The following is a 16,171-nucleotide window of genomic DNA, read 5'->3' on the forward strand; positions in this document are numbered from 1 at the left end:
GGGGAGAAGAAGGTTGAAAATTAAATTACTACTAGTTGAGGATCATCATATCGTTCGAAGAGGACTTGTATTCTTTTTGAAAACGAGAGAAGAATTTGAAATTGTTGGGGAAGCAGAAAATGGAGAAGATGCGTTAACATTCGTCCAAACAAAAAGGCCAGATGTAGTATTAATGGATCTATCAATGCCGAAGATGGATGGCATCGAAGCAACAAAACAAATAAAACAATATGATGAAACGATAAAGATACTAATATTAAGCAGTTTTTCAGAGCAAGATTATGTTTTACCAGCACTTGAAGCCGGAGCAGATGGTTATCAATTAAAAGAAGTACAACCTGAGCAACTTGTAGCTTCTATTATTGCAGTACATGAAGGAAATACGAATTTTCATCCGAAAGTAACACCAGCACTATTAGGACGATCAGTAGTCAAGAAAGAAAACCCTTTTTCTATGTTAACGAAAAGAGAACAAGAAGTACTTCGTGAAATTGCGAAAGGGCGAAGTAATAAAGAAATTGCAGCAGTGCTTCATATTACAGAACAAACTGTAAAAACACATGTTTCAAATGTTTTAGCTAAATTAGAAGTAGATGATCGTACGCAAGCTGCATTGTATGCAGTGAAACATGGGGAAAATAATAATAAGTATGAATAAATGTTTCGCATAGTATGACAGAATACATAGGAGCAATTAAAATGTTATAGTTAAGTCTAATAAAGGTTTTTCTTCTTTCAATAATTAGGTACAATAAAATGAAATTTTAATCCGTGGAGGGTCTATACCCACTGATTATTAACCCACACCAATTGTTTTTTTACGGGATAAAGCTACGATGGAAGGTGAAGATATGCTATGCCTGGTACAAGAAGTGGGATTGGAAAGATTCAAGCTTCGTTAAACGGTTTATCACCGGAATTGCGAAGTATTGCTGAACATATTTTAAAACATCCACAAGATGTTGTACATAGATCTATTACTGAGTGAGCAGAAGTTACGAATAGTTCTGAGGCTACGATATTTCGCTTATGTAAACACCTCGGTTTGCAAGGATTCCAAGATTTAAAGATTACATTAGCTCGTGAAATTGTCCATACACCGATGCAAAATATTCATGAAGAAGTATCAGCAGAAGATAGTATGGTAACTGTTGCTAAAAAGTTTTTCATTCGCATATTACAGGACTACAAGATACATTGCATTTGTTAAATGATACGGCATTAGAGCAAGCTGTAAAAGCTTTGTAAGAAGCAAATCGAATCGAGTTTTACAGAAATGGTGGTTCTGGTATTATTACGATGGATGCATATCATAAATTTATGAGAACGGGTATTTCATGTATCGCTCATACTGATTCGCATTTTCAAATTATAGGAGCTGGTTTGCTCTCGAAAAATTCAGTTATTATCGGCATTTCTCATTCTGGTAGCAATAAAGGGTTACTGGAAGCGTTAGAAGTAGCGAAAGCAAGAGGAGCTAAAATTATTGCGATTACGAGTTATCAGAAATCGGCATTAATTCAACTGGCTGATATTACATTATACACTTCAACACGTGGAACGGAATTCCGCACAGAAGCAAGTTCATCAAGATTAGCGCAGTTAAGTTTATTAGATACTTTGTACGTTGGGTTATCGTTACAACGCCAAGAAGAAACGTTGCAAAATCTACAAAGTATTCGTGAAACAATTTCGATGAAACGAATATAAAAAAGAGGCTGTCTCAAAAGGTGCTTTTTAGCCAAAATCGTATAAAAAGTGAAAGGCAGAAATGTTGATTTTATAACGTTTCTGCCTTTTCAATTTCATGTGATCTTACTTCGAAAGAGACTTATGAGACAGCCCCTTTTTTATTAGTGAATAGTTTGTTTATTTATTTTCTTGTAGAAATATGAGACTTACTTATAGCCAGTGATGACTCTCATTTAAAAAAATATAAAACGATTTATACAACAATTCAAACATTGTTCATAATTTCACAATTTGTTTTTGAAGTGTCATGTTATGATGAACATGTAATGATGATTGAACATTTAAACTTGGCACAATGATTAGCCAAACTAGTGAAGACAGAAGTTGTGAGATGAACTCATGAAAAATTCTAAAACACTAAAGGGGAGATCACATATGAAAGCAGTAGTAGTTAATAAAAATAGTAAAGCAAACATTGAAATTATTGAAAAAGAATTACGTCCGTTACACTCAGGTGAAGCGCTAGTAGATGTAGAGTATTGTGGAGTTTGTCATACTGATTTACACGTTGCAAATCATGATTTTGGAAACACAGATGGCCGTATTCTTGGTCATGAGGGTATAGGTATTGTGACGAAAATCGCTGATGATGTTACTTCACTAAAGGTGGGAGACCGTGTAAGTATTGCATGGATGTTCCAATCTTGTGGACGTTGTGAATATTGCGTAACAGGTAGGGAAACATTTTGCCGTGAAGTTAAGAATGCTGGTTATTCAGTAGATGGTGGTATGGCTGAACAATGTATTGTGACAGCTGATTATGCGGTGAAAGTACCAGAAGGATTAGATCCAGCTCAAGCATCATCAATCACATGTGCGGGTGTAACTACATATAAAGCTATAAAAGTATCCAATATTAAACCTGGCCAACCTATCGTCATCTATGGTTGTGGTGGATTAGGTAACCTAGCTATTCAATATGCTAAAAACGTATTTGGTGCAAAGGTAATTGCAGTAGATATTAATGACGATAAATTAGCCTTAGCAAAAGAGGTTGGAGCTGATATGACAATCAATCCAATTTCTCAAGGTCCTGCTGATAACATTGTTCAAGATGAGTTTGGTGGTGCTTATGCTGCTGTAGTAACAGCTGTTTCAAAAGTAGCATTCAACTCTGCAGTTGATGCAGTACGTGCTTGTGGTAAAGTCGTTGCAGTAGGTTTACCAGTAGAAACGATGGATTTAAACATTCCGCGACTTGTACTAGATGGAATTGAAGTGGTTGGCTCTCTAGTCGGTACTCGTAAGGATCTAGAAGAGGCATTTATATTCGGTGCAGAAGGAAAAGTAGTGCCTGTTGTTCAAACTTGTTCTCTAGATAAAGTACAAAGTGTATTCGAAGAAATGGAACAAGGTCGAATTCAAGGACGTATGGTAATCGATTTTAAACAGCATAATTGTGATTGCAAATAATTCACATTAAATATAAAAAATATGAGTCTAACAAAGTACATGTAAAAAAGTTAGACTGCATAAAAAGATGATCCCTGTATGCAATAGGGATCATCTTTTTTATATTCTACTAATATCAATGCCAATCCATACTTGATTAATGAGACAGGATTAAAGGTTCACTTTATTTGCAAAAGAAAAAGAATCTTTATGTTTAACAAATTTTTTATGATCAGGAACGGTTTGAATTGCTACAGTTTGCGAATCTCTTGCTTTCAGTGCATCTTGAATCCCGAGTGTCATAAGCTTAATAAATAGAATCGTAATAAAGAATGAAGCGAGAGTATAAAAAATGATCCACCATGAAAGATTCATTTCATTACGATTTAAGCCAATAAGGCCTGCCCAATCATTAGATAGAGAAACAGGTTTGAGCACTCCGTCATACAGTTCACGCATTTGTATCCCACCAATTACAATGTTAAGCAACGCTAAATGGATAACGAGTATGAGTGTTTGGACGATATGTTCCATAAATAATACAAATAAGCGGTCAAGTAATAAGACTCGTAAGTGTTTTTTCATAATATGAAAACGGCTAGCACCTAATAATTGTGCACTTAAAATGTAATCTCGTTTCATAAATTCATCAACCTCTGAGGATATATATAAAGAAAGTGTAGGCAGAGCAACGAAAATAAGTACGAGTACTTGATAAAACGTAAATGAAATATTTGGATCTAACCCATCAGCATTTGATGTGATTACAATATTAACGGGCGTGATGAGTATGAATGCGATAAATAGAGTTGGAATATAATAAAAAACTTCTGAGCATGCTTGGAAAAATCTCTTGAATTTTGGAGCATATAAACTTAAGAGAATTCCTATACATGTTCCGCATAAAATTCGAAAGAAGCTAATTGCCACGGCTAATAAAATAGTAAATTTTGCTCCTTCTATAATTTGTAAGAAAACAGACTCTCCAAAACGATCAGATCCAAAAGGCGGAATTAACGATGGCGGAAAGGGGGCCTTTCCAAGTAATTCGTTATTGTCATTGTAAAGTAACTGAGGAGGTTTTGGGATGTTATCTTTAAAGAACCAACTATAAATAAAACTGGCTGAAATAAGTATAAATAAATAAGTAAAGCCGATTAAAAAGCGTTTTGATTTCCAAATAGATTTCATAATGCTACTCCTTTCAAGTGCTTTTGCCATCTATTCATCATGAATGAGATTATTTGAAAAATAGTATAAAACGGTAAGATAATCATAACCAGTATGATAAATGCAGCTGGAGGTGAAATAAACGCCTTATTAAATAAGAATTGAATAATGCCTTCCATATTAAAAACAAATTCTAAAATGAATAAATTAGAAAGTAAGAAAACAAAAATCGTTTTTAAATGGTGGAAGAAGTGGATAGATATATTTTTGAATAAATGAATGCATAGTATGTAACTTGATGAAAGGCCTTTTCCATAGGCAACCTCTACATAATCTTTTCCATGTTCTTCTTTTATGTATAACACCATCATTCGAAACATTTGTAATGTAGGTAAGACTGCTAAAGATACAATTGGGAGTAAATAAGCTCGATTTTCATTAAAAGAAATAATGGTGAAAGGAGCTTCCCCGAATTTTCTAAGTACCCATATGAAAAATATTTGCAAACAAATCATCATCATCATATCAGGGACAGCTTCTAATATGAACACAATTCGGTTTATCCATTTTTTTATATAATCTTTTGCTAAAAAATAAAAAAATGCCATGCTAGATGAAAAAAAGAGCGCAAGCAAAAAGGCTAAAAATAAAATAGTAAATGAATATAGATAAGGCTCTAAAACAGTTGGAAATAATGGTGTTGTTTTTAAATGACCATACTTGGGGTCTGATCCTATAACCAACAATGATTCAGGGGAGAAAACCTGTTTTAACATAGTAACGATCTGGTCAAAAAAATAAATTGGTTGAAAGGTAAATCCATTTTGAGTGATAAATAAATAAGGTAAATTTAATAATAATAAGAGTGATAAAAGAATTGATGAAAGCTTCATTGTGAATTGAGATATTTTATGTAACATTAAATCCCTCCGACATCTTTTTACAACATTATACAATAAATTCTGGGATGTTTTTATATTTTTCTGAAAAATAAGAAATTAATTAAGTTTTATAATTATAATGCGGAATATACTTACATAAGGAAATCTCTATATTGAGGACCGGATTTCTATGTCCATCAAGAGAAATTCCTAATATTCCTATTTTTGAAGCATTTACTTTACTTCAATTGATTGGCATTTGGTGTTATTCCAATGTTACCAAGTTAATAGAACTAAGTTTTCTTAAAACAAAAACCACCGAAATATAGAAGTGGTTTGGAACGTAAGGAATTTGTAAGGAAGGAGTAAGAAAAAAGAGATTTTCAATGTGTATGATCAAAATATAGAGAAGAACGGGAGGGGGAGTAGTTACTATCTATTTATATAAAAACAAATTAATTAATAAAACGCTATGGAAGAAAAGAAGAAATTATAGAAGTTAACAGATATCTGAAGAAGAGGGATTAATCATTTATTAGGTCAGAGAGTTGTTTGAAGAAATAATTGGTCTATAGATGATTGCAAATTCAGTGTTGACCCTTATCATGGGGAGAGTTGATAGCTGTGTGGTTAGACCTATCAATCATTAATACAATTTAAATAGAGGAGAGGAATGCTTTATGAAAACACGCAGTAAAATTATATGTGGAAGTCTAGCATTATTAATAGCTGGGAATTCCCTGTTATACATAACACCAGCCTCAATTGTAAAAGCAGAATCGTCGCAAAATGTATCTAGTTCTTTACAAACAAGTACGCAAAGCGATCGTACTTCCGTTAAGAAAGCAATGCGAGATGCACTACAACTTGGATACCCAGGAATACTCGCTCAAATTTCTAAGGGTGGTAAAACTTGGAGTTATACCGCTGGGGTAGCAGATGTGAGAACTAAGAAACCAATGAAAGCAGATTTTCGCTTTCGTATTGGCAGTGTGACGAAAACGTTCATTGCAACAGTGCTACTGCAATTATCTGGAGAGAACCGTTTGAATCTAGATGACTCCATTGAAAAATGGTTGCCTGGTGTCATTCAAGGAAACGGATATGATGGTAACCAGATTACAATCCGGCAAATATTGAATCATACAAGTGGTATTGCTGACTATATAAATTCAAAAGACTTCGATATTACGGATATAAAAAAATCGTATACGGCTGAAGAATTTGTAAAGATGGGGATTTCTCTTCCCCCAGACTTTGCCCCGGGAAAGGGTTGGTCTTATTCAAACACAGGATACGTATTACTGGGGATCCTTATTGAAAAAGTAACTGGCAACAGCTATGCGGAAGAGGTTGAAAATCGGATTATTGAACCGCTTGATTTGTCAAATACATTCCTACCTGGTAATTCAAGCGTGATTCCAGGCACTAAGCATGCCCGTGGCTATTTCCAACTAGACGGAGCAAGTGAGCTAAAAGACGTTACATATATGAACCCAGGTAGCTCGGATGGAGATATAATTTCTACTGCTGACGATTTAAATAAATTCTTCTCTTACTTACTTAGTGGTAAATTACTGAAGGAACAGCAACTAAAACAAATGCTTACTACAGTTCCTACAGATAGAGAAGGAGCGGGATATGGTCTTGGAATCGTTGAATTTAAGCTTCCGAACGGTGTCTCGGTATGGGGACACAGAGGTAGCGTTCTAGGGTTTTCCACTTTTGTTGGTGGAACACTTGGAGGCAAGCATACATTGGCCGTCAATTTGAACAGCTTTAACTTTAGTAATCCTGATCCTTTTAAAAGTATTTTACTTGCTGAATTTAGGAAGTAGGCAAAAAGGCGAAATGGATAAGTTTTGTCATAGGTTTATAGTTTAAAATATATCATTTTGGTGCAAAAAACAACTTGCTCTAAAAAAATTTAATAATCGTAATTAAGTATAAAAGAACGCTATCGTTTTAAGTAAATATTTCAGGAGGGTTTTATGAAAAAGAAAATGATTACTGCACTTGGTGTTTCTGCTATAATACTGACTAATTTTGTAGGAAGTACTTATGCAGACTCTAAAACAGGAGTTTCTGTTACAGCTCCCTACAATAAAAATCAAATAGCGGAATGGTTAGAAATGCACGCGAAGCCTTTAAAAACAACAAATCCAAATACACCTTTTAATGATTTAAAACCATTTAAGAATATGGTGGGTTCAGCTTCAATTGTAGGTTTAGGTGAAGCTACACATGGGGCTCATGAAGTTTTTACGATGAAAAACCGTATTGTAAATTATTTAGTATCTGAAAAGGGTTTTACCAACCTAGTTTTAGAAGAGGGGTGGGACAGAGCTTTAGAACTTGATCGATATGTTCTTACTGGTAAGGGAAATCCAAGCCAGCATCTATCACCTGTATTTAAGACGAAAGAAATGTTAGATTTACTTGATTGGATTCGGCAATATAATGCTAATCCAAAACATAAATCTAAAGTGCGTATCATCGGGATGGACATTCAATCAGTAAACGAGAATGTTTATAATAATATAATAGAATATGTTAAAAGAACCAATTCAAAACTTGTGCCGAGGATAGAAGAGAAGATAAAAGGTCTTATTCCTGTAACAAAGGATATGAATACTTTTGAAAGCCTTACGAAAGAAGAAAAAGAAAAGTATATTTCAGATGCTAAACAAATTAGTGCTTTATTAGAGGAAAATAAAAGTTATTTAAATGGGAAATCTAAAGAGTTCGCATGGATAAAACAAAATGCTCGTATTATTGAACAGTTTACTACAATGTTAACGTCACCTCCTGATAAACCATCTGATTTATATTTGAAACATGATATCGCAATGTATGAAAATGCAAAGTGGACTGAAGAACATTTAGGAAAAACTATTGTATGGGGGCATAATGGCCACGTTTCGAAAACAAATATGCTTCCTTTTGTATACCCTAAAGTAGCTGGGCAGTATTTAGCAGAGTATTACGGAAAACGGTACGTATCTATTGGAACATCAGTTTATGAAGGACAATACAATGTTAAGAATAGCGATGGTGAATTTGGCCCAAATGGAATATTAAAATCGGATGATCCAAACAGTTATAACTACATCTTTGGACAAGTTAAAAAAGATCAATTTTTTATTGATTTACGTAAGGCAAACGGTGTGACAAAAACTTGGTTGAACGAACAACATCCAATTTTCGCTGGAGTAACTACCGAAGGGCCTGATATACCAAAAACAGTTGATATATCATTAGGTAAAGCGTTTGATATACTTGTTCAAATTCAAAAAGTGAGTCCATCTCAACTACATCAATAAATTTAGAATAATGTACCTTAATGAAGTGTAGTGTTAAGTGTCAATAGAGTTGTTTGAATATGTCAGTTAGGTTATTTTCATTAAAGGATTATTAAATGGAATAAATGTTTTCAAATTAGAGACGATGTGGGATAGAAGCACAGTATCATCAAGTTAACAAAATAAAATTCTACCTAAAATGAAAAAAACGCTATTCTTTCTATAGAATCATAGGAAAGGATGGCGTTTTTTGATCTAATCTATTACTACAATTTGCTCATGAAATTTAAAACTTTTTGTCCCCTAACACCTTACGAAATCTTACTAAAAATGTTGAGTTTGTACAACAAACCACATACCTATTAAGCTAAATAACAAGTTACTCAAAAACTAGAAAAAGAATTTGTTTCGAAACGGATATTATGTAACTTTACCGAACGGATCCGTTATCCGTGGTTGGTTAATGGACTTAACTGAAAAATCATTTGCAGAAGGTCCGAAACTAGATGGCATTAAAGGTGTAATGAACTCTTCAGGAGAAGGAAAATGGACTGTTGAAACGGAACTTGAACTGCAAGCTGCAGCACCAGTTATCGCTATGTCATTATTTATGCGCTATCGTTCTCAGGAAGATGATACATTCCATGGAAAAGTAGTTTCAGCATTACGTAATCAGTTCGGTGGGCATGAAGTTGTGAAAAAATAGAGGATGATTTTTGAAAAGAAACTTGTGCATAAGCGCAAGTTTCTTTTTTATAGTTTAAGAAATTACTAATTTAAAAATACCAATCAATCATCGTTTTTTTGTCACAAATGACAGCTTCAACGTTCATTGATTGAATAATATATTCTATATTTTCTTCTTTAGCTAATAATAAGGTTGTAAAGGAATCGAATATACTCATAAACGCATACTCATTGTCTTCGCTAGTAATAATTAACTCATTATTGCTAATGTCCCAAATATCTAATGGAGTAGTATTATCTACTTCTAATAATCCGTTTGTATCAAGAATTGGTTCAGAGAAATATAAATTTTTTGCACCTTTAGAACCGAGGAGTTTAAGTAATTTATGTAATAAAAATATAGACGTATAATCTTCTGTTGGATAATAAAGATCTTCTTTTAAGTTTGAATGTAGTTTTTCAGCTAAATCCTCTCTTTTATATTCTTCTGTAAAAGCACCAATGGAAGTCAACATGGCCATTGCTAATTCTGCGTATGAATGTAATCCACTATAAGACATCATTTCCTTCCAAGAAACGGATTTCCCATTATGAATGATTTCTTCAGCGCTAGGATAGATGTGCTCATATAGTTTTTTTCTCACAGACTTTTCCCATTCTAAAGGCATTTGGACAAAAGGGTGTAGCAATATAGCTGCAGATTTAAAGGTGCTTGGTAGTTGTTCTAAAATTGGTGATTTGTCATCTAGCCAAATGTAATCCAACAAAATATAACCTCCTCTTAGACTTTGAAATGTACGGATTCCCGCATTATGTTTTTTGTATTGGTTGTATTAAGTATAAAGCGCTGCATGAAATATGTCCCAACATAAAAATAAGAATAAATAAAATGAAGTTTTCATAAATAGTAAAAGAATGATTATGTCATCAGTGTAGCTAAGAAATGATGTTACATATGGAGAGAGCGTGTTAAAAAAATATGAGGTGGTTAAATGGGAAATGAGCAAGTGAAGAATGTAGGGGAAGAAAAAAAGTTATGTCTTTGTATGATTGTTAAAAACGAATCTAGAATTATGGAAAGATGTTTAAATGCTACGAAATCAATTGTAGATTTTGTTTCTATTTGTGATACTGGATCAACTGATCATACGCCTGAAATTATTGAAAATTGGTGTAAGGAAAATGAGATACCTGGGACGGTTCATCATGAGCCGTTTAAAAACTTTGGTTATAACAGAAGCTTAGCTGTTTCGTTAGCGCAAAAAACATACCCAGAAGCAGATTATTTATTAATATTAGATGCGGATATGATTTTAGAGGTTGATCCGAATTTCGATAAAACGAGCTTAACGGAAGACCATTATCTTACATTACAATATGATATTCATATTAAGTATTGGCTTACACGTCTTTTAAAAGCGTCTTTACCATGGAAATCAGTCGGTGTTACTCATGAGTATTGGGATATAGATCGTTCCAAAGTTGGAGAGGATTACAATACGAGAGTAGCTAGACTGGAGACGCTTGTCGTTAATGACCCTGGTGATGGTGGGAGTAAAGCGGATAAATTTGAAAGAGATGAGAGGCTGTTGTTACAAGGGCTGAGTGATCCAGAAACTACGCCAGATTTGCATATAAGATATTTATTTTATTTAGCCCAAACGTATTTTCATTTAAGTCAATTTGAAGATTCGATTAAATGGTATAAAAAACGAGTGGAAGCAGGGGGATGGGTTGAAGAGGTATTTTATTCGTTATTGCGAATAGGATTTTGTTATGAACAATTAGCAACTCGTTCAGCAAATAAACAACTTGAAGTAACAGAAGTGGATGAAAAAGAAAATGCTAAGAAACAAGAAGAGCAATATACAGCATTAGCTGTTCTTTATTTTCAAAAAGCGTGGGAATATAGACCAACTAGGGCTGAGCCATTATATCAACTTGCAAGAATGTATCGATTAAAATCTCAAAATAATATTGCTTTGATGTATGCCCTGCAAGGGAAGGAAATTCCTTTTCCGAAAAATGATCTTCTATTTGTAGATTATCATGTGTATGATTACTTATTTGACTATGAGATTTCTATAAATGCTTTTTATATACCACATAAAAAGCATTTAGGTGCAGTGTCACAAAAATTTTTGGAATCGAAAAAAGATGAGTTACCGTTGCATATAGCAAATATGGTAGAAAGTAATGCGAAATTTTATTAAATACAATTTCGGTTAAAGGAGTAGTGGAGTAATAATGGAATTAATACGATGGGCGCTAGAACTAGGAGAATCTGTGCATGGAAATACGTATGAAGAATTGTTGCCACTACTAGATTATTATTATGATCGTGATCATTTAAAAGCGTATTGTATCGCAAATCTTCTGTTAAACATGGACGTATCAGATGAACATCAGCAAAGAATTGAATTAAGAAGGTGCATTGCTGCTTATTATGCTGGACTATATAAAGTAGCAAAAAAACATGCAAAGGATCTTTTACTGAAATATCCGGATGTAGATTTATATAAGAATAATTTAAGGCTAATGGAAGCTTATTTGAATAAAGAATATGATTATTGTTTGTTTATATGCCCAAAGACGTATGGTAGTTTTATAGATGTTGCGCGAGCTTTGAAATGGCGATTGGAGCAAGAGGGAAATACAGCAATCATATCAGAAACAATACTCGAAAATGTGGGGAATACAATTGTTTTTGGAGCGCATACATATGCACATAGCCCACATCTCCTTCCGAAAAATGCAATTATTTATAATTTAGAACAGCTATATGAAGGAAGCCCTTATGCGCATCCTCTTTATTTAATGTTATTAAAAGATAAGGAAATTTGGGATTATAGTAAACAAAATATAGAATGGTTAAAACAAAGAGGAGTAGGAAAAGAAATAAAACATGTAGGCATGAACTATGCACCAACTTTAGAAATAAAAAAAGATGCATTTGATGAAGAATTAATTGAAGACATTGATATACTGTTTATAGGTGCTCTTAACCCAAGGCGGCAAGCTATATTGGATCAATTAAAAGTCGTTGCCCCGAATTTAAATATTGTTTTTAAAAATAATGCATGGGGAATTGTTAGAAATGAGTTAATTGCCAGGTCTAAAATTATATTAAATATCCACTTTTACTTATCTGGTATTCTTGAAACTCCTCGAGTTTCTTATGCAGTGGCAAATAAGAAATTTATTATTTCGGAAAATAGCAACCCAGAGGACGAAATAGATTGGCCGGGTATTGTATTTACTCCGTATGAAAAAATAATTGAAAACGTAATGAAATATATAGAATTATCAGAAGAACGGAAAAGATTAGCGGAAAAAGCATATAACCATTTTAAAGCAAATGAAAGTTTAGGTACATTGAGCATGAGAGATGAAACAAAGTAATTGTACGAAACTCATACGAAAGTATGAGTTCTTTTTTGTTTATCATACTATTTTATGAAACAAGTTAACTCTTTATATTGTGTTTTGTGTAGAAATTTCTGATAATATATAAGTAGAAATTGAAAACAAAGGGGAGAAATAATCATGAAACTAGTTGTTATTAACGGTACACCAAGAAAATTTGGTAGAACTCGCGTGGTGGCAAAATATATTGCGGATCAATTTGAAGGGGAATTATATGATTTAGCAATTGAGGAGTTACCTTTATACAATGGAGAAGAGTCACAACGTGATTTAGAGGCAGTGAAAAAATTAAAAACGTTAGTGAAAGCTGCGGATGGGGTTGTATTATGTACACCAGAATATCATAATGCGATGAGCGGTGCGCTGAAAAACTCTTTAGATTACTTAAGTAGTAATGAATTTATTCATAAACCAGTTGCGTTGTTAGCGGTTGCTGGTGGCGGTAAAGGTGGAATAAATGCATTAAACAGCATGCGAACGGTCGCTAGAGGTGTTTATGCAAATGCAATTCCAAAACAAGTTGTTCTTGATGGATTACATGTGCAAGATGGTGAACTTGGGGAAGATGCAAAACCATTAATTCATGATGTAGTTAAAGAATTGAAAGCATATATGAGCGTATATAAAGAGGTGAAAAAGCAACTAGGAGTTGAGTGATATGTCATCTCTTTATAAAGATTCACGCTTGTATTTCATTCTAGGGGCCAATAGTCTATCAGCTATTGGTTCCGGTATTGTAATGATAACGATTCCATGGTTGTTAATTAAAGAGAGTGGAGGAGAGACAACGTTTGGTTATGTTTCCATCATCTCAACACTGATTATGTTTTTGTTAACTCCGTTTATCGGGCAAAGTATTGATCGTTTTTCAAGAAAATCTTTATTATTATGTAATGAAGGTATTGGGATAGCCGTAATCGGAATAATGGTTATATGGGGATTTGCTGGGCAATCCTATCATTCTATTCATTATATTCTTATTTATATAGCGGGCTCTTTTTACTATCTATTATTTTATCCTACAATTTTTGCGTTCAACCAAGAAATTTTTCAAGCAGAACATTATAAAAGTTTAAGTGGAACGATGGAAATACAAGGACAGTTAACACAAGTTATTTCAGGAGCAGCCGCGAGCTTTCTAATTGAAGTTGTGTCTTTGAAGTGGATATTGTTAGTAGATATGTTAACTTTTGTAGGAGCATTTTTGCTGTTTTTATGTATACCGTATGTCAAGAAAAAAGAGATTAAAAAGAAAATAACATTTAAGAAGCAATTGTTCGAAGGAATTCACTTTATGAAAAAACGTCCTAAGCTCTTTTGGTTCTTACTTGCTACTTATATGCCGTTTATAGGTGTCATGATGGCAAATTATTTAATACCAGTTTATATTTCGGATATACTTAAAGCTAATGCCTCTGTATACGCGATAGAGGGAATGATGTACGGTGTTGGAGCTGTTGTTGCAGGAATCTGTATTCCACTCATAATGAAATATGTCAAAACAGAAGTTTCAATCGTTATGACGATGTGCATTTATGTAATTTCAATTACCGCAATGATTATTGAACCTTCCGTAATGTTGTTATATGGACTAGCGATTTTTCATGCGATTGGAAATGCGGGGACAAGAGTGGCGAGAAATGTATTGATGATGGAGGAAATCCCAAACGAAGTAATGGGACGTGTTGACAGCTTATTTCGATTAATTGGTACAGGAATAAGAATTGTATTATTAATGCTGTTTACAGCTGGTGTATCTAAAGCTGGGGTAATGCTCCCGTTTTACGTACTTAGCTGTATATTGATTCTATCATTAGGAATTGCTCTTTATTATGTATATTCACAACGTAAAGTAGGGACGAAAGTTTTTAATAAATCAATCGTTTAAAAAACACTTCTGCCTTCCAATCTTTTTTTATATAATAAAAAGAAAGGGAGTGCAAACATATATATGAACAAATGGATATTACTTATAATCTTATTATTACCACCACTATACATTCTTTATATGACCTTTCGAATGAAGAAAGTTGCTCGTGAAAAGCTGAGCCATCACTCTCCGTACGTTCTTATATTAGGTGCAAAGTTATTTGGAGATAGACCGTCTTTATCTCTTCAAAACCGTTTGGATGTAGCATTGGAATATTTAGTTTCTCATCCTGAAGCGAAAGTAATTGTTTCAGGTGGTCAAGGAGAAGATGAAGATATACCGGAAGCTCATAGTATGAGGAACTATTTAATGGTACATGGTATAGATGAGAGTCGTATTTTAATAGAAGATCAATCTACAAATACGTATGAGAATTTAAAGTTTAGTATAGATTTATATGATGTGAAACATGCGGTAGTTGTAAGCAATACGTATCATTTATATAGAACGAAAATAATTGCAAAGCGTTTAGGCATGAGGATGGAGGCACTAGCTGCTGAAACGCCAATGCGCTCTAAGAGAAAAATGTATGTGCGTGAATACGCCGCTATAATGAAAACAATATTGTTAGACCGTTAGAGCTCAAATGTGAGCTCTTTTTTTGTTGAATAATGCGTATCATTTGAAATGAATTCCATATTCCATCAAAATAAAGGAAACAACGATAAAGGAGTTGTATTTGTGATTCAGTTTAATCAAGTGTCAAAATCATATGAAGATGGCACAAAAGCAGTGGATTCATTGCATTTAGAAATTAAAAAGGGAGAATTTTTTGTTCTCATTGGTCCGAGTGGTTGCGGGAAAACAACGACAATGAAAATGATTAATCGTTTAATTGAAACGACAGAAGGCTCAATTTTAATCGATGGAAAAGATATTCAAGAATACAATATTAATGAATTACGATGGGATATAGGGTACGTGTTGCAGCAAATCGCTTTGTTCCCTCATATGACAATTGCTGAAAATGTTGCAGTTGTTCCTGAAATGAGAAAGTGGAGCAAAGAAAAAATAAAAGCTCGTGTCGATGAGTTGCTCCAGATGGTCGGGCTAGATCCAGACGTATATCGCGATCGCATGCCTGATGAATTATCAGGAGGACAAAAACAACGTGTAGGTGTCGTGCGGGCATTAGCCGCAAACCCGAAAATCGTTCTTATGGATGAACCATTTAGTGCGCTAGATCCATTAAGTAGAGAACAGCTTCAGAAGGATATCGTACAATTGCAAAAGAAGATTCAAAAAACAATTGTATTCGTAACACATGATATGCAAGAAGCATTATCACTTGGAGATCGCATTTGTGTTATGAAAGAAGGAAAAGTTGTTCAATTAGATACGCCAGAAGGAATTATACATAACCCGAAAAATGAATTTGTAGAAGAATTCATTGGAAATCGTGGAAGACCTTGGTATGAGGGGAAAAGTATTGAAGATGTATTGCCACATGATGAAAGTATGCGGATAGAAGGGGAGGCACTATCATTACATTCTTCTTTACAAGAAGCATTAGTTCGCCTGCGAGCTGATGAAGTCGTTCCAGTTGAAGAAAATGGTCGATATGTTGGAGCTTTAACAAGTCGTCATATTGTCAATTATATCGTTGAACAAATGAAGGAAAGAGGCTAAAC

At 33.8% G+C, this 16,171-nt stretch carries 12 protein-coding genes and 3 pseudogenes; 12 read left to right on the forward strand and 3 right to left on the reverse strand.

Features of this window, described 5'->3' with window-relative positions:
* The first annotated feature begins 13 nt into the window (after positions 1 to 13).
* From PQF83_RS05670 to adhP, 3 genes and pseudogenes are all read left to right on the forward strand, one after another.
* Positions 14 to 658, forward strand: coding sequence for a response regulator (locus PQF83_RS05670; protein WP_000694640.1), 645 nt, complete (start codon positions 14 to 16; stop codon positions 656 to 658).
* 198 nt (positions 659 to 856) lie between these two features.
* Positions 857 to 1,710: pseudogene (locus tag PQF83_RS05675) on the forward strand (MurR/RpiR family transcriptional regulator).
* A gap of 417 nt (positions 1,711 to 2,127) precedes the next feature.
* On the forward strand, positions 2,128 to 3,165 hold the full coding sequence (gene adhP / locus PQF83_RS05680; protein WP_000649106.1) for an alcohol dehydrogenase AdhP: 1,038 nt from the start codon (positions 2,128 to 2,130) through the stop codon (positions 3,163 to 3,165).
* A gap of 150 nt (positions 3,166 to 3,315) precedes the next feature.
* Here adhP and PQF83_RS05685 read toward each other — a convergent pair whose 3' ends face one another.
* Both PQF83_RS05685 and PQF83_RS05690 read right to left on the reverse strand, forming a co-directional pair.
* Positions 3,316 to 4,335, reverse strand: coding sequence for an ABC transporter permease (locus PQF83_RS05685; RefSeq protein WP_000836563.1), 1,020 nt, complete (start codon positions 4,333 to 4,335; stop codon positions 3,316 to 3,318).
* Entirely contained in the window at positions 4,332 to 5,234 is a 903-nt protein-coding gene (locus PQF83_RS05690; protein ID WP_000902499.1) for an ABC transporter permease subunit, read from the reverse strand. Before PQF83_RS05690 ends, PQF83_RS05685 begins: the two co-directional genes overlap by 4 nt.
* A 641-nt stretch (positions 5,235 to 5,875) precedes the next feature.
* Here PQF83_RS05690 and PQF83_RS05695 point away from each other — a divergent pair.
* From PQF83_RS05695 to PQF83_RS05705, 3 genes and pseudogenes are all read left to right on the forward strand, one after another.
* Positions 5,876 to 7,033 (forward strand): serine hydrolase domain-containing protein, encoded by a 1,158-nt coding sequence (locus PQF83_RS05695; protein WP_000857777.1) that lies wholly within the window; start codon positions 5,876 to 5,878, stop codon positions 7,031 to 7,033.
* Positions 7,034 to 7,186: 153 nt separating this feature from the next.
* The gene (locus PQF83_RS05700) at positions 7,187 to 8,518 is read left to right on the forward strand and encodes an erythromycin esterase family protein (protein WP_000728409.1); all 1,332 of its coding nucleotides are present in this window, start codon (positions 7,187 to 7,189) and stop codon (positions 8,516 to 8,518) included.
* 415 nt (positions 8,519 to 8,933) lie between these two features.
* Positions 8,934 to 9,203, forward strand: a pseudogene (locus tag PQF83_RS05705) (hypothetical protein); the annotation flags it as partial.
* 70 nt (positions 9,204 to 9,273) lie between these two features.
* Here the strand turns inward: PQF83_RS05705 and PQF83_RS05710 are convergent.
* A pseudogene (locus tag PQF83_RS05710) lies at positions 9,274 to 10,037 on the reverse strand (DUF2711 family protein).
* A 139-nt stretch (positions 10,038 to 10,176) separates the two neighbouring features.
* Here PQF83_RS05710 and PQF83_RS05715 point away from each other — a divergent pair.
* From PQF83_RS05715 to PQF83_RS05740, 6 genes are all read left to right on the forward strand, one after another.
* A complete protein-coding gene (locus PQF83_RS05715; protein ID WP_000526212.1) occupies positions 10,177 to 11,397 on the forward strand; it encodes a tetratricopeptide repeat-containing glycosyltransferase in 1,221 nt (406 codons plus the stop codon).
* A 34-nt stretch (positions 11,398 to 11,431) separates the two neighbouring features.
* A complete protein-coding gene (locus PQF83_RS05720; RefSeq protein ID WP_000420435.1) occupies positions 11,432 to 12,586 on the forward strand; it encodes a hypothetical protein in 1,155 nt (384 codons plus the stop codon).
* Positions 12,587 to 12,730: 144 nt separating this feature from the next.
* Positions 12,731 to 13,267: an NADPH-dependent FMN reductase gene (locus PQF83_RS05725; RefSeq protein ID WP_000780354.1), complete on the forward strand. Its 537-nt coding sequence runs from the start codon at positions 12,731 to 12,733 to the stop codon at positions 13,265 to 13,267.
* Between the two features lies 1 nt (position 13,268).
* The gene (locus tag PQF83_RS05730; RefSeq protein ID WP_000097178.1) at positions 13,269 to 14,498 is read left to right on the forward strand and encodes an MFS transporter; all 1,230 of its coding nucleotides are present in this window, start codon (positions 13,269 to 13,271) and stop codon (positions 14,496 to 14,498) included.
* A 63-nt stretch (positions 14,499 to 14,561) separates the two neighbouring features.
* The gene (locus tag PQF83_RS05735; RefSeq protein WP_001045793.1) at positions 14,562 to 15,119 is read left to right on the forward strand and encodes a YdcF family protein; all 558 of its coding nucleotides are present in this window, start codon (positions 14,562 to 14,564) and stop codon (positions 15,117 to 15,119) included.
* Between the two features lie 102 nt (positions 15,120 to 15,221).
* The gene (locus PQF83_RS05740) at positions 15,222 to 16,169 is read left to right on the forward strand and encodes an ABC transporter ATP-binding protein (protein WP_000614093.1); all 948 of its coding nucleotides are present in this window, start codon (positions 15,222 to 15,224) and stop codon (positions 16,167 to 16,169) included.
* The last annotated feature ends 2 nt before the right edge of the window (positions 16,170 to 16,171 follow it).

Origin of the sequence: Bacillus sp. FF-1 (assembly GCF_028548245.1) — a bacterium.
Taxonomy (GTDB): Bacteria; Bacillota; Bacilli; order Bacillales; family Bacillaceae_G; genus Bacillus_A; species Bacillus_A paranthracis.

What these genes read in the sequence shown, in the direction of transcription:
- adhP (WP_000649106.1), top strand. Translation starts at nt 2,128, where the DNA reads ATGAAAGCAGTAGTAGTTAATAAAAATAGTAAAGCAAACATTGAAATT.
- PQF83_RS05685 (WP_000836563.1), bottom strand. Translation starts at nt 4,335, where the DNA reads ATGAAATCTATTTGGAAATCAAAACGCTTTTTAATCGGCTTTACTTAT.
- PQF83_RS05690 (WP_000902499.1), bottom strand. Translation starts at nt 5,234, where the DNA reads ATGTTACATAAAATATCTCAATTCACAATGAAGCTTTCATCAATTCTT.
- PQF83_RS05695 (WP_000857777.1), top strand. Translation starts at nt 5,876, where the DNA reads ATGAAAACACGCAGTAAAATTATATGTGGAAGTCTAGCATTATTAATA.
- PQF83_RS05700 (WP_000728409.1), top strand. Translation starts at nt 7,187, where the DNA reads ATGAAAAAGAAAATGATTACTGCACTTGGTGTTTCTGCTATAATACTG.
- PQF83_RS05715 (WP_000526212.1), top strand. Translation starts at nt 10,177, where the DNA reads ATGGGAAATGAGCAAGTGAAGAATGTAGGGGAAGAAAAAAAGTTATGT.
- PQF83_RS05720 (WP_000420435.1), top strand. Translation starts at nt 11,432, where the DNA reads ATGGAATTAATACGATGGGCGCTAGAACTAGGAGAATCTGTGCATGGA.
- PQF83_RS05725 (WP_000780354.1), top strand. Translation starts at nt 12,731, where the DNA reads ATGAAACTAGTTGTTATTAACGGTACACCAAGAAAATTTGGTAGAACT.
- PQF83_RS05730 (WP_000097178.1), top strand. Translation starts at nt 13,269, where the DNA reads ATGTCATCTCTTTATAAAGATTCACGCTTGTATTTCATTCTAGGGGCC.
- PQF83_RS05735 (WP_001045793.1), top strand. Translation starts at nt 14,562, where the DNA reads ATGAACAAATGGATATTACTTATAATCTTATTATTACCACCACTATAC.